This window comes from Streptomyces sp. x-80, from assembly GCF_046549095.1.
GTDB lineage: Bacteria > Actinomycetota > Actinomycetes > Streptomycetales > Streptomycetaceae > Streptomyces > Streptomyces celluloflavus.
Genome location: NZ_JAJPWM010000045.1, coordinates 1 through 13,448, shown reverse-complemented (window position 1 = coordinate 13,448; position 13,448 = coordinate 1). Strand labels below are relative to the sequence as shown.

8 protein-coding genes, 1 tRNA gene and 3 pseudogenes are annotated in these 13,448 nt (G+C 67.8%); 1 reads left to right on the top strand and 11 read right to left on the bottom strand.

The annotated features are described in order from the left end of the window. Positions 1–484: 484 nt before the first annotated feature. The 8 genes and pseudogenes from ACLJWH_RS40965 to ACLJWH_RS40930 form a co-directional block, all read right to left on the bottom strand. Positions 485–1,900: a hypothetical protein gene (locus ACLJWH_RS40965; RefSeq protein ID WP_411146908.1), complete on the bottom strand. Its 1,416-nt coding sequence runs from the start codon at positions 1,898–1,900 to the stop codon at positions 485–487. A 243-nt stretch (positions 1,901–2,143) separates the two neighbouring features. After that, positions 2,144–2,365 (bottom strand): MerR family transcriptional regulator, encoded by a 222-nt coding sequence (locus ACLJWH_RS40960; protein WP_411146907.1) that lies wholly within the window; start codon positions 2,363–2,365, stop codon positions 2,144–2,146. Positions 2,366–3,324: 959 nt separating this feature from the next. Then, positions 3,325–4,185 (bottom strand): aldo/keto reductase, encoded by an 861-nt coding sequence (locus ACLJWH_RS40955; RefSeq protein WP_411146906.1) that lies wholly within the window; start codon positions 4,183–4,185, stop codon positions 3,325–3,327. A gap of 133 nt (positions 4,186–4,318) precedes the next feature. Further along, entirely contained in the window at positions 4,319–4,669 is a 351-nt protein-coding gene (locus tag ACLJWH_RS40950; protein WP_411146905.1) for a hypothetical protein, read from the bottom strand. A 1-nt stretch (position 4,670) separates the two neighbouring features. Then, a tRNA-Leu gene (locus tag ACLJWH_RS40945) sits at positions 4,671–4,755 on the bottom strand. Between the two features lie 286 nt (positions 4,756–5,041). Then, complete coding sequence (locus ACLJWH_RS40940) at positions 5,042–5,332, bottom strand: WhiB family transcriptional regulator (RefSeq protein WP_411146904.1); 291 nt, start codon at positions 5,330–5,332, stop codon at positions 5,042–5,044. A 1,246-nt stretch (positions 5,333–6,578) separates the two neighbouring features. Further along, positions 6,579–7,844, bottom strand: coding sequence for an IS256 family transposase (locus ACLJWH_RS40935; protein ID WP_411146903.1), 1,266 nt, complete (start codon positions 7,842–7,844; stop codon positions 6,579–6,581). A 400-nt stretch (positions 7,845–8,244) separates the two neighbouring features. Beyond that, positions 8,245–9,620: pseudogene (locus ACLJWH_RS40930) on the bottom strand (IS1380 family transposase). 90 nt (positions 9,621–9,710) lie between these two features. Here ACLJWH_RS40930 and ACLJWH_RS40925 point away from each other — a divergent pair. Continuing rightward, positions 9,711–9,851: pseudogene (locus tag ACLJWH_RS40925) on the top strand (IS5/IS1182 family transposase); the annotation flags it as partial. Between the two features lie 555 nt (positions 9,852–10,406). On the opposite strand, the gene ACLJWH_RS40920 reads toward ACLJWH_RS40925, so the two are convergent. The 3 genes and pseudogenes from ACLJWH_RS40920 to ACLJWH_RS40910 all read right to left on the bottom strand — a co-directional run. After that, complete coding sequence (locus ACLJWH_RS40920; protein WP_411146902.1) at positions 10,407–11,558, bottom strand: terpene synthase family protein; 1,152 nt, start codon at positions 11,556–11,558, stop codon at positions 10,407–10,409. A gap of 50 nt (positions 11,559–11,608) precedes the next feature. After that, the gene (locus ACLJWH_RS40915; protein ID WP_411146901.1) at positions 11,609–12,484 is read right to left on the bottom strand and encodes a hypothetical protein; all 876 of its coding nucleotides are present in this window, start codon (positions 12,482–12,484) and stop codon (positions 11,609–11,611) included. Then, a pseudogene (locus ACLJWH_RS40910) lies at positions 12,481–13,323 on the bottom strand (polyprenyl synthetase family protein); the annotation flags it as partial. The pseudogene ACLJWH_RS40910 and the gene ACLJWH_RS40915, both read right to left, overlap by 4 nt. Between the last annotated feature and the right edge of the window lie 125 nt (positions 13,324–13,448).

Here is a 13,448-nt window from a genome sequence, read left to right as displayed (position 1 = left end):
GAGATGAACTTGACCCGGTCCTTGCGCCGACGGTCGGCGGTCGGCGGTCGGGCGGCGCACGCGGATCTCGGCGCCGCCGATGATTCTGGTCTGTCCGTCGGGGCTCAGGTGCTCGATGACCAGCGTCGTGCAACCGGCCCCAGACACCGGCTCTGGAGCAGATCAGGAAGCGACGATGGGCCGTCGACTTCGGCGAGCGCGAGCCCCTCGTCGCCTGGGAGCTGGGCTACCGCAGGTGCGCCTGGACCATCGACACGCTCGACTGGACGGGCCCGGCGGCGGCCGGACCGCGTCCCAGATCCGCGCGGCGGTGAAGGACGCCCCCGCGGCGGCCAAGCGGGGCGGGTGATCTTTGGGCATCTGTTCACCCGTTACCCGGACATGCTGCCGGCATCATCGGCGACCTCCGGGTAACGGGGTATGCGTTCTGCCGGAATACAGGGGCTACTTCGCGGAATATTCCGGCTTGGTCAGTTGCTGAGGATTACTCGACGAAGAACTGGCACCGGCCAGGGCCGACATTCAGGTACAGGTTGCGGTCGTCCCGCGAGTTCACATATCCGGAGTAATGATTGTCGCGCAACCAGAATGCGGTGCCGTACACGAGGACGCGCTTGCCGCCCACCGTGACGCCACCGTTGCCGCCGACTGTGATGCCACTGCCGCCCACCGTGACGCCACCGTTGCCGCCCACCGTGACGCCACTGCTGCGCACCGTGACGCCACCGTTGCCGCCCACCGTGACGCCACTGCCGCCTGCCGTGATGCCATCCTTGAACGTGACGGAATCACCATTACCGGAGCAGATGCGGCGCACATACAGGCCTTTCTCCTGACTGCCGTCGCCGTCGACATAGAGGCTGTTGTTGGCGTGCATTGCACCTTTGGCGGTAATGGCACCATCAGCTGTGATATTACCTTTCACGATAATGTCGCCAGAAATGATTATGTTGCCATCAGTAGTGAGGACAGCGGTCTCGTCAGTAGTGGCATGGGGCCGAGCGACGGTCGCGGAGGCTTGAGGAGCGATCACCTGCACCGTGGTGGCGAGCGCTGGAGCGGGGGTGGGGGGAGTGGTGCTGCCGTCGGGGGTATGGACGGCTTCGACGACGTAGGTGGCAGTGCCCTGGGGGGCCAGATCAGCGGGAGGGGACCAGACGGTACTGGTCCAGCCCTGGACGGTGTGCTCGCCGGCGTCGTCACTCCAAGTGATGTTGAAGGTTGTGTTGTGGGGAGTGCCTTCCCAGGTCAGCGTGGGGACGGTGCCGCTGGTCACGACAGGACTGACAGGGCGGAGTTCCCGGAAGTGGAAATCACCGGAGGCCTTGGGCAGAGACAAGGCGAGGGTGCGTTCGGCGTACCCCTCATTGGGGCCGACAGTAGAAGCAGTCTCCCGGATGCCCAAGGTGGCATTGCCGGCCGTCCTGTTGATCGGAATACCGTCAAGGACAAAGACCACTGGATTATTGCCGTCGAAGCGAAATGGGCCGTCGCCCCGAGGGGTGAACGTGATGGCGGCGGCGTGCCCGTAGTCGGAATCGTCGACGATTCCGACTGCCCGGGCCTCCCACCCCGACACCGCGGCGCGGAATGCGTTCACCCCGTCGTCGTGCCCGAGGATGGCCGGTTCGCCCGCTCCGATAGGCAGCAGAATCGTCAGATCCGTACACCACACATCGGTACCGTCATCACCGCCTGAAGTCCCGGGCGAGGGAAGCACACCGCCGCCATCACCACGGGCACCCAGGGCCTCAGGGCTCAGCCGCTGACCGACGATGAGGCTGATCTTGCCGTGCCGCGTTTCCTGCTCGCTACTGATCGGCAGGTGGGTGGAATCGATGGCCGCAACGTAAGGGAGATTCATTTCAGAATTCCCGACGCGGGGCGTGACAAGCGTCATGGTATCTCCATTCTATTTCGCCGCATGAGCGAACATCCGAGCGCTCAAATGGGTCGACTTCACGGTTCGAGCCTGAACAGGACAGACTGCCCAAATGGCGACATTCATAGGCTTTACGTGTTCCGCAAAGGCCACCCGGGGGAGGTGGTTTGACGGCCGGACCAGTCGCCATAGGGGACGACCAGGGGAATGAGGGTTGAATCCGTGTCCGAAATATGGTCTCCGGGGGAGCGTAGGAGCTGTCTATCGCGGCCTGCGCATAGTTTTCTCTGCGACAAGTACATCGATCTCCAGGTAGAGGTTCCCTCGTCCCCGGTACCGAGCTGCCGGCGCCAGGATCCCCCTGTGCACCCACTGACGTATTCGATCCGGCCTCACGTTGATGAGATTCGCTGCCTCAATGGTCGTAAGAAGTCGCCGCGTCGGAGAATCCGAGACACTCGTATTTCGCGACAGGGTACGCATTCATGTCCTCCGTCGAACCGCGGGGAAAGGTGTTCAGCATCAAGTTCGGTACCTGCACCGACTGGCTCAGGGGGCCGGCGCCAGGTGGAGTGCGGCGTGGGCGGGCCACGTGGCGTCGCAGTAGCGGCATCTGAGGAGATAGGCATCGTGATCACAGATCAGGGTCCGGAGTTCGCATGACGGGCAGGGGGATTCGAGGGGTTCCTGGTGCGGGAGGTAGCCGAGGATCCGGCGGGCCCTGTGCTGGAGTTTGAGCAACTCACCGGCGTAAACGTGGCTTTGGGGAACCGCCAGCGCCGCGGGCCAGGCGCGCTGCAGGTGGGAGCAGCAGTGCTGTACGAGCCATCCTTCTCGGACCGTTCCTTGCGGCAAGGCGCCGGGGTCGTAATGCCCCAGCCAGTCACGCAGAAGGACAGCTGTCTGCTGCGCGCATACCAGCGAGGGTAGTTCGAACGGGAGTTGCGAAGCGCGGCGCCGCTGCTGCCGCCGGCCAGCCGGCATCATGCCGGTTGATGGCCGTGCGGTGCGGCTCCCTGCCAAGCGGGTGTGAAGAGCGGCGTAGAGGACGGGGAAGTCCTGCAGCGCGATGGCTGCCTGGCGCAGGCACGCGTCGCATACGGGTTCGGTGGATTCCCGGTAGCGGCAGAGGGGACAGCGGCGGCCGGATAGGGGGATGCCTGACATGGTGCTCCAGCTCTGGAAGGTAACGGCCGGATGTCTCGCGACGTACCGTCTGGGCCCGGCTGTTGGCGGAGGCTGTAGCTTCGCAGCCGACGTTGGGTGTTCCTGCGGCACGCAGGCGGCACGGTGGGGTTCGTCTGCCTGCGGCGCAGCTCCGCGGTCAGAGGGCCGGTGGTGCATGGGGGGTGGCTCGGCGTACCCGCGGAGGGGCTGTCCGGCGCGTCATTGCGGCTTTGAGTACTGCGGGTGATGCCGCGGTCTGACCGTGATGCGCGGTGTTAGCGGCTGGCGGGTAGCGCGGTGAGGTAGGCGTCCAGGCATCCGGGGTGGCAAGTGGGGACGCAGGCGGTGGTGACGGTGGGCTGAGCCAGAACCCATTCCAGGTCGCGCTGAGGGCCGCGCTCCTGGTGTCGGCATGGGCAGTAGTCCCAGCGGGCGGTCCCGGAGGCACGCTGGGCCGGGTCAAGCGCAGCAGCGGGGACTTCGGGGACACATGGGGTGGGTGGGGAGCAGGCGAAGGCTCGGGGCGGACAGGCCAGGCAACCGACTCCGGTCCCTTCCAGGGCGCGCAGCAGATCGTTCGCATCGTCTGGGCGATGGGAGGACAGGGGGCTGTGGTGAGCCGTGAGCTGGATCCCGTGCCCGTAGAGCAGGGCGGCGAGGTTGCGGGCGGGCGCCGGGGGCCAGTAGGAGACGCCGGCGTGGAGGGCCTTTCCACGCTGGATGGCCTCGGCGAGCGCGGCCGCTGTCTCCTCCAGTGGGACCTGGGGGTTGTAGCGGTGAGCGTAGAGGATATCGACGTAGTCGATGTCGAGGTCAGCCAGTGTGTGATCGAGACTGGCACGCAGGTGTTTGCGTGAGCCGTGGTGCATCGCGGCAGGCTGGAGGGGGCGCTGGGCGTAGACGGAAAGAACGGTCCTGTCGCGCTGTCGTCGGAGCAGTTGGTTCAGTGGGGCCGCTGCTGCGAGAGGCCGGCCGTCCGGGGGCTGGACGAGGACGAAGTGGTTGATGCCCCGGCGGTGACCGTGCTCCAGGGCGGCCCGCTGGGCTTCGGCCGCACGTGGCGTGGGGACGGCGGCGAGATAGAGCGAGAGCACTGAGACGGTCAAACCGCTGGAGCCCAGGGAGCGGTAGGCCATCTCGGCGGGGTCTGATCCTGGGTAGTACGGGGGGATGGTGCACGAGCAATGCATGGGTCCGTCCGAGAGGAGACAACGGGTCGGGAGGGGAAGGACAGTCCTCGGCAGGAAGCGGGAGGAACACGGCTCCGGGTCAGAGGAGGCGTAAGCGCTCCGGTCCGAGCGCGGTGGTGTACCAGGCGCTGGCGATACCGCAGCGCTGCAGGCCCTGGACGCACCGGGCACAGGGACGTGCCAGGGCGGCTGCGCCGGCAGGGGTTACGCGGGCGACGTAGATGACGGCACCCCGGACATGGGGAGCCCGGCGCAGGGCCATCTCTTCGGCGTGGAAGGTGGCGTGATGGAAATCGATGGAGGGCAAGTTGCGGTGCTGGTTACAGGCGGTGGACAGGATCCGTCCGCCCTTCACGACGACCGCGCCGACACGATATCGGCACTGGGAGCGGATTGCGCATTTCATCGCCAGGTGGAGGTAGCGGTTCATGTGAGCAAGGTGGGACTCGAACCCACACACCCCGAAGGGGTAGCGGCTTTTAAGGCCGCCGCGTCTGCCGATTTCGCCACTTGCCCAGGGCGGGAGACCGAGCGTCTCCCGGCGCGTCAGGAGGGTGTGCCTGAGGGAGCTGAAGACCCCGTGTGCTCCGATGTGCCGCCGTACGGAACACAGGACATCGGTGAGCGCGGCTGATATCGGCGGCGGGCCCTCGGCCGGATGATGCGCTACGGTCGCGGCCTTCGCGGAGCAGCATCGACCCTGGTGCCTGGCTACCGCGCCGCGCGGGGACGATGCGCTGCCCGCTGCAGCCGGGCGGGGCGTTCCCGTTTGAGTGGCGGAGGCGCTGAGCATGCGCGGCCGCTAGCCAAGTGAGTCGTGTGCCGGGTTGGAGTGAGCAGAAGGACGCGGGCGGTCTGCCTGAACGGTGCGCCGCTGGCGAGGGGTGGTCTCGCCGAAGATGCCGTAGGGGATGCGTTCGTCCAAGGCGAAGGCCAGGCAGTCGGCCTTGACGGGGCAGCGACAGCAGATGGTCAGGGCATGCTCCTCGGCGCTAAGCCCACCGGTGGTGAAGAAGTCGAGGTCTTCCGGGCTGCATTCGGCCCTGTAACGCCAGTGGTCGTCGGATTCGTGCGCGGCAAGGCCTATGACCATAGGTACCACCCGATTTCTGGGTTGAGGATGCCGCCGGTTTGGGCTCCGCTATACCCCTGGGCCGGTCGGAGGCATGTGTAGGCGGCGCGGGGGCCGCCCCAGAAGTCGGGGGCCGGGGGCGCTCCGGACAGGTCGTCGCCGCAGCCCAGAGGGATCGGCCGCAACTGGATATTCCAAGAGGCGCCCACGCCCGGCTGGGAGCCGTGGCGTCCGGGGAAGGGATTCAGAGGACGCCCGGCGGTGTGGGGCGGGGCCGGGCTGAGCAGGTCGTGGTCGTCCGGCTGGGTTGCCGACGGAAGGGAGGCGTCGGGTCCGGGAACCGGCCTGGCGGTACCGTCGACCAGGCCCTCCCAGGTGGCCGCGGTGACCCGGCCGTAGGGTGGCGGCCATCCCTGCGCGGCCTGAAGGGCCGCGCAGGCCGCAGCGTCTCGGGCGCACCAGCCCTGTCTCTGCCCGGGGATCGTCATCCCGCGATACGCGTTGGTGTCATTCAGCATCTTGCGCAGGAAGGTCACATAGCTGTTGACCGCCCCCGAGCGGAAATACCTCTCTCCGGGGAAGCGTGTGATGTCGGGCGGGGGATCACCGCTCGGCCTTTGCTGAGAGGGGATGTGTCGTGCCGGGAGGTCAGAAAACATGTAACTCCTCAGATATCTGGGATTCGCGAAGGCTTGCTGGTCGCTGCCCCCATCCATGAAGGGGTGGCGCGGGCATGTCCGGCAAAGCGGTTTCAATGCAGCCGTTGAGCAGGGGGCACGGCATACCAGGGAGATGCGGTTTCCTCCTCCGGCCCGCTGCGGTTTACACCCTTATTCCTACAGTCCACAGGGCTGAAGAATTGCGGGGATGGCCGCCGTTCAGGGGCTGAGGCGCATTGAGGATGGCCGAGGGGAAAAAGAGCAGGTACACGGGTCTGTCAAGAAAACGGTGTATACGTTGCGCTGTATGGCAGTTGCTCCCATTTGCGGGATGTCCAACGCCGCTGTCTCAGCACGCGCCCCTGTGCCGGGCGAGATGGTGTGGACGGCGGTCCGCGGCGGGTGCCCGGCCGCGGGGCAAGTCCCGCAAGTGGCATGGGGGCCGGGTTGTCCGGGCAGGAGCGGCGGGGCTCAGGCCGCCCGGCGGGATGTGCGGCTGGTGCAGGTGGTCGGCCGTGCCGCGTGGGTACGCGGCACGGCCGGCTCCGGCAAGTGCCTGCGGAGCAGGGCTGGTCAGGCCAGTGAGCGGCAGGTGGCGTGGCAGGGCGCTATCCGGCAGCTGCGGGGACCATCCAGTGCCGCACGGGGCCGGGCTCTGGAGGGCGTTGGAGCGGCAGGGTGGCTACCTGCAGTGACCCGGCAGACGGGGCGGGAGCGGGCTCATGGTGCCGACGGGCAGCCCGTGCGGCGGCTGCCCAGTGGGCTCGGGGTGGGGTCGCGGAGGTCAGCCCGAGATCGGTCAAGAGTAGGTAGACGTGCTTGAGCGCGGATTGCGCACTGGGAAAGTGGCCACGGGGCCGTAGGGCCCGCCGAATACGGGAGTTGAGAGACTCCACCACGTTGGTGCTGTACATCGCCCTGCGAATCTGCGATGTCTGGCCGAGGAAGGGTGGGTCGGAGGCCCATAGCTGCTGCCAATGACGCACCGCCTCCGGATACGCCCTGCCCCAGCGGGCCTCGAGGACCATGAGGATCACCAGCGCCTCGGCCCGGTCGCGGGCCGCGCAGAAGCGGGCCAGCATCCGGTGGAACTCTGGCCAGTGGTGGCGGCGGACCAAGCGGAAGGTACTACGCAGGAGGTGGACGACGCAGCGCTGTACCCGTGCGCGCGGCCAGACCCCGCCCACGGCCTCGGGCAGGCCGGGGAGTCCGTCACACACCACGATCAGGGCCTCGGTCAGGCCCCGGCGTCTGAGCCACAGCAGGTTGCGGCGCCACGAGCCGGCTCCTTCCTTGGATGATCCGGCCCATAGGCCGATCACCTCCGCTCCCCCGCTGTGGTCAATGCCCCAGGCGAGATAGACGGGCCGACTGGCCACGCGCTGCTCGCGGATCTTGACATGCAGGGCGTCGAGGAAGATCACGGGATAGGAGCGGGGCAGCGGACGGTTGCGCCAGGATTCCATCGTGTGCCGGAGCTGCGAGGTGATGGTGGAGACGGTCTGGCGGGAGATGCGGATGTCCCTCACCTGGGCGAGGTGGCGCGTTACCTGACCGGTGGTCAGCCCCTTGGCGGCGAGGGAGATGACGGTGGCATCGAACTCGGCCAGTCGGCGCTGCCACCTCTGTATGGTGCGCGGCCGGAAGGTGCCCCGGCGGTCCCGGGGCACGGCCAGCCGCAGCGGCCCCAGCGCAGTGAGGACTGTCTTGTAGCGCTTGCCATTGCGCGCATTGTCCGTGCCCGGCGGGCGACGCTGGTGCCGCCCATACCCCAGGTGGGCGGTGAGCTCGTCCTCCAGGGCCGCCTCCAAGGCGCGGATCACGGTTTGCCGTACCAGCGTTAGCGTCGGATCGGATGGTTCGGTCCCGATCACCGGTCGGCGTGCAGCCGGGCTCCGGCGGTGTCCAAGGCCTCCGTCGGGCAGGCTTCCCCTGGCATGTATCCGCAGACACCGGCCGTGCTAACCACCACACCGGCGGGTGTGAGCCTCCAGTGCCCACAGGGGTGAGCGATCGGACGCTGGCGTGAGGTCGCTTCTGCTCTGGTGAGAACGGAAGTTGCAAGCACCAGCATGCTCCATGGTCTCCATGGGGACTCGCTCTCACCTCCGACAACCCGAGGCGGTGACGCGTTCCCTGCGCAGCAAGAAGTGATCTTCGAGAGTTAATGTGACATGAGCTCACTAGAGTGTCAAGCGGGCGTATTTCACCCCACAGGACCTAAGTGGTCATGAATCCCGCATACGCCCCATAGCCACGACGGGAATGTGCTGGTCAGTCGGGGTTTGGGAGGGCTTCGAGCCGCGCCACGGCGTCGGTGATCACGCTGGTCCAGGGCCAGTGTCGCGGGAATCGTAGGTGTCGGCGGCGGGCGGTGGTGACGATCTGGGCGGCGGTGGAGAACAGTCGGAGCCGGAGACGGCGGGGTTCCCACCTGCGGGTTTCGCTGGTCAGGGCGAGCATGGGCATCCAGGCCAGCAGGTCCAGGGCGAGCTGGACGATCTCCAGCCAGATCTGATTCTGCGCGGTGTCGTGCAGGGGCAGGTTGCGCAGGCCGGTGGCCCGCGCGGCCCGGATGCGGTCCTCGGCGCGTGCGCGTAGGCGGTGCCGCAGTTCGAGTGCGGCGATCGGGACGCCGGTGGTGTTGGTGGCGAACGCGGTGAGCCGTAGTCCGTCGGCATCGGTGAAGCGCAACTGGGCTCCGGGGTATGGCCGTTCCTTGCGGACGATCAGCCGCATCTTCTTGGGCCAGCCCTTGAGGGCGTTACCGGTGAGTTCGGCGACCCAGGCGCCGTCGCGGATCTCGCCGCCCGGCTCGACGGCCACCGTCCACGCGGCGGGCGGGATCTTCAGGACGGCCTCGTGGATGGCGTCGGTGATGGTCATGCCGACCAATACGACAGCCACCTGCCCCGCTGGGCGAGCCAGGCGACGAACTCGTGGGTTCCGCCTGCGGAGTCGGTACGAATCAGCGTCCGACGTCCACGCCGGTACTTCTTCGGCAGCTGAGCCAGGGCGAGTTGGGCTGTGGTGATGTGGTCGGCGGCGGTGTTGCTGCCCGCGTTTCCGGGCCGCAGCAGAGCCGCGACCGGCTCCCCGCTCCCACCGCTTCCGTGGTCGACGAACCCCATCAGGGGGTGATGTCCGAACGTCCTCTTCCAGGTCGCGGTGGCGTCCTGCTTCTCGGAGTGCGCCAGTATCAGCACTCCGTCCAGGTCCACGATGACCTGCCCGTCCGCGTCCGGCGACGATGAACCGGCCAACTTCCAGACGCGGTCGCGTGCTTCGCCCCGGGCCGAGCGGATCGCTGTCAGGGCCTTCGGTCCGCCCGAGGCGAGGGTGTTGATGAGGCGGGAGACCGTCGGGGCCGAGGCGACCGGCCCGAACACGGCCGGCTCGGCCCGCAGCATGGCCACGTCGGCCAGGCAGTCGCCGCCGAGTGCGACCGCGAGGGCCACGTCCAGCAGGATCTTGCCCGGATCGTGCACCACCCGAGGGCGTCGCCACGGCGCCAGCCCCGTCGGTATCGCCCGGTCCAGCCCGGCCTTGCGGACGGTCTCGACCAGCAGTACACCTCCGGCCTGGGACACCACGGCCCGACCGCCGCCCTCGATCCGGACGCGCGGGTAGGGCCCGATACGCTTAGAGATCGCGGGGATAGGTGGGGGCCCCGGCAGCAGAACGGGCACGGGTCCTGGTGATCATGGAGTTGCGACGCTCTGTGATCACTGGGGAGACCTGTGCCCGCGCTGCCATCATGGCTGACAGAACCGCTCTGGGGCCATTTCGTGGCCCTGCTTCCCGAGCGGCCGGAGTTCCACGCGGACCATCCGCTCGGCTGCCACCGCCGGCGCATCAGTGACCGGGTCATCGTGAGTCGTCCATGCCTGCCGGATCAGGCTACGCACGGTGATGATCGTGTCGGCGAGGTCGAAGAAGGCGTCGACGCCACCGGGAAGGTCGTCCCGACTCTAGAGCAACCCGAAGATCGTGTGTCGCAGACGCACCAACGGGCACCCGGCAGAGCCGCCCCGCCGGTGCGCGAACCGGAACCACTGCTACCGCCAACCGCTGTCCCGGCCTCGGAACTGGCGACCTCGCGTAATCGGGAGTTGCGTATTCACCTGTCGGTGTGGGCTCGTGGTCACCGTGAGTGGTCGCCTGGGGCGTATTGCTGCCAGGTTCCTCCGGCCTCGGCGGCGAGGTGGGCGGTGGTGTCGTCGTGGTAGCCGAGCATCCGGGCGACCACCGGGGCCTGAGCCTGGAGGACGAGGTGGCGGATCGCTGCTGTGCGTCCTCGCTGGGTCGGGAGGCCCGGGTGGCGGAGCCGACGGCAGGCTCTAGTCTGGGAGGCCGCCGCTACTCGCCCGGCGCGTCTGCCGGATCGTTCACCAAGTCCGGTCCGACTGCCAGCGTCGCCACACCCCCGCGGTCCTTCACCAGTCCGTTTCCCACCACCCGGCGATGCTGGGTGCGTCTGGCGGTGGGCCTATGGCGCTGGGTGTGCCGGTCATGGTGGCGATGGTGCGTACGGCGTTGGGGTGCATGCCGTCCGGGTCGCGGTAACGGCCGCTGCGTAGGCCGACATCGAGGTTGCCGGGAATCAGACATGTCAGATTTGACAGGTATCGGGCGAGCGGGGCATCGGCGTCGGGGATCACTTGGTCGTGGACCTCGACGAAGCGGTGCACGATCCGGTCGCGTAGTGCCACGCTGTCGCGCAAGGCGTCCTGAAGGCCGTAGTCGTGGCTGGCCATGAACTGGTTCACCACGTTTGCGGGCATCGCTGCAGAGGTGTGCGCAGCGAGCCACAGCTCTTTGCCGTAGGAGAACAAGTCGTTGTCCAGCGCGGCTACCAGGAGCGCCATCTCGGTCAGAGCGCGGACTGCGGGTGACACGATCTGCTGTTCCGGGATCACCCTGGGGTCGCTGAGTTCGATCCAGACCAGGGTGGGGAGCCCGCCGCAGTCGAGCATGCGGATGAGCAGATAGTCGTCGGGGGACAACGCTTTCCCCGACCGGCCGGCTCGGCTTCGAGCGGCCCCCAACAACCATGCGCGGTGGGCATCGGCGAGGCGGCGAATCAGCGGGGGCGGGGCCGTCTGGTGGAGCCGCTCGGCCAGGTCCACCACCGCTGTGGTGAAGGGGCGACGCGGGTCGAGCACCCCGCAGCGGGGGACTTCGAGGGTACGTGCGATGCGCAGGCTCAGGTCGAGGAGTGACTCGTAGTCACCGAGGTCCTCGTCGCAGTGGCGGTCGTCGAAGATGAACATCAGATAGCACCAGTCGGCCCCCGGCTGGAGCAGCTCCGGGTCCGCATCCGGGCACACTGCGCCGAAGAAGTCGGCGGAGGCTGTGTCGGCCACCCTCTTCCGCGATTGCGGTGTGGTGCAGAAGCCGTGCCGTTCCATCCATGCCAGGCCCCGCTCATGCACCAGATCCGCCTGGGGATGGCGGCGTGGCTGCTTGGGGCAGTACAGGCCGGGCAGCTCCACAACGATCTCCGTCTCCGGGGCCTGGTCGGGGGCTGGGGAAGGGAGCGTGTCTGCTGCGGGTGCGCCGGTGGGACTCAGCTCGCTGTCGGTCACGGTGATTCCTTTCTGCGGGTCGGGTCAATCCGCGGCGGTCGTCGTGATCATCAGAGGCAGGGTGCGGGTTCAGGAGGTTCGTGCGGTGGTGGCGTCAGCGATGCGGCGCAGGGCCCCGGCCGCGGCCGGCGGGAGACGTGCTTGGGCAAGAGCGTGCTCGGCCTGCGCGCGGCGGGTCCGGATGAGCTGCTCGACCTGGTCGCGTGCACCGGTGAGGCCGTGGATGTCTCGGATGTGGGCGGCCCCGTCCTCATCGAGGTCGGGATCGTCGAGCAGGGCGTGCAGGACGGCGCGGTCGCCCGGCTCGGCGTTCTGGAGAGCAAAGGGCGAGCAGGACGGCGTGCTTGCCCTCCCGTAGGTCGTCCAGGACCGGCTTGCCGGTCCGCTCGGGGCTGCCGAAAACGCCCCGGGGGCGTCGCGGGGTCGCGGACCTCGACGTGTCCGACGTCGCATGGGCCGTCGACCAGCGTGATGTGGTCGGGTGCCTCGCCCGAGGTGCCGATGACTTCCGCGTGGCCCTCGTGGCCGATCAGAAGGATGTCGTAGTCCTCGCTCGCGAAGCGGACGGCTTCCTTGTGGACCTTGGTGACCAGCGGGCACGTCGCGTCGATGGTGGCGAGCTTGCGCTCGGCGGCCTCGTCGTGGACGGTCGGGGAAACGCCGTGGGCGGAGAACATCACGATGTTGCCCTCGGGGACCTCAAAGGTCTCGTCGACGAAGATCGCGCCCTTCTTCTCCAGGGTCTTCACCACGTACTTGTTGTGGACGATCTCGTGGCGGACATAGATGGGCGGGCTGTGGAGTTCCCGGGCCTTCTCCACCGCGGCGATGGCCCGGATAACACCGGCGCAGAAGCCCTTGGGGGCGGCGAGCAGGACGCGTTTGGTCGTGGTGCAGGCCGCTTCCAGGGGCGGTCCGAGTGTCATGTCTTCCTCCACACGGCCTGATGGGCCAACACGTGCAACAGGCTGCGGGCTTCGTCGCGGAGCGGGGCATCGTCCAGGGCCGTCATGGCCTGCTCGTAGGCGTCGCGGATCATGCGCTCGACCACGGTGGGTGCCTTGGTGGCTTCCAGGAGGGCACGTACTGTGGCGGCGCCGTCCTCGTCCAGGTGCGGGTTGCCGTACAGGGAGCGCAGCAAGCGCGCCTGCGTGGGGTCTGCGGATTGCAGTGCCTGTGCGATGAGCACGGTGTGTTTGCCTTCGCGCAGGTCGTCCAGGGCGGGCTTGCCCGTCTCCGCCTCATTGCCGAAGACTCCCAGCAGGTCGTCACGGAGCTGGAATGCCTCCCCCAGTGGCAGCGCGAACGCGCTCAGGCGTGTCAGCAGGGCGTCGTCGGCAGCTGCCAGGGCGGCGCCGATGTGCAGAGGGCGCTCACAGGTGTATTTGGCAGTCTTGTAGCGGATGATGGCCCGCGCGTGGCCGATGTCGGTGCTGGGCTGCCCGGTTGCTGTCAGGTCCAGGTACTGGCCGTACATCACCTCGGCGCGCATGGCATCGACCAGCGGCCGCACCCGTGCCAGCTGGGCGGGCATCAATCCGGCGGTGTGCAGCAGCTCGTCCGACCAGCACAGGGCCAGATCGCCGACCAGGATCGCCGCCCCCACGCCGAGATCTTGCGCGGCCTGGACAGTGCGCCCGTTGGTGTGGCGCCCGGCCAGCTTGCGGTGCACCGTCGGCTCACCCCGTCGGGTGTCGGAATGATCCATCACATCGTCATGGATCAGCGCGAAGGCATGGAACATCTCCAGCGCCGCCGCGGTCCTAAGACCGTGTCCTACATGGTCAGTTGGTCGTTGGGCTGGCTATGGGGAGTGGACGGTGGCGATGGATCGTGCCGGATGGGCTGTGGGAGATTGCCAGGCCCCTGTTGCCATCGGCGAGGGTTCGC

What these genes read in the sequence shown, in the direction of transcription:
- ACLJWH_RS40965 (WP_411146908.1), bottom strand. Translation starts at nt 1,900, where the DNA reads ATGACGCTTGTCACGCCCCGCGTCGGGAATTCTGAAATGAATCTCCCT.
- ACLJWH_RS40960 (WP_411146907.1), bottom strand. Translation starts at nt 2,365, where the DNA reads ATGCGTACCCTGTCGCGAAATACGAGTGTCTCGGATTCTCCGACGCGG.
- ACLJWH_RS40955 (WP_411146906.1), bottom strand. Translation starts at nt 4,185, where the DNA reads ATGGCCTACCGCTCCCTGGGCTCCAGCGGTTTGACCGTCTCAGTGCTC.
- ACLJWH_RS40950 (WP_411146905.1), bottom strand. Translation starts at nt 4,669, where the DNA reads ATGAACCGCTACCTCCACCTGGCGATGAAATGCGCAATCCGCTCCCAG.
- ACLJWH_RS40940 (WP_411146904.1), bottom strand. Translation starts at nt 5,332, where the DNA reads ATGGTCATAGGCCTTGCCGCGCACGAATCCGACGACCACTGGCGTTAC.
- ACLJWH_RS40915 (WP_411146901.1), bottom strand. Translation starts at nt 12,484, where the DNA reads ATGACACTCGGACCGCCCCTGGAAGCGGCCTGCACCACGACCAAACGC.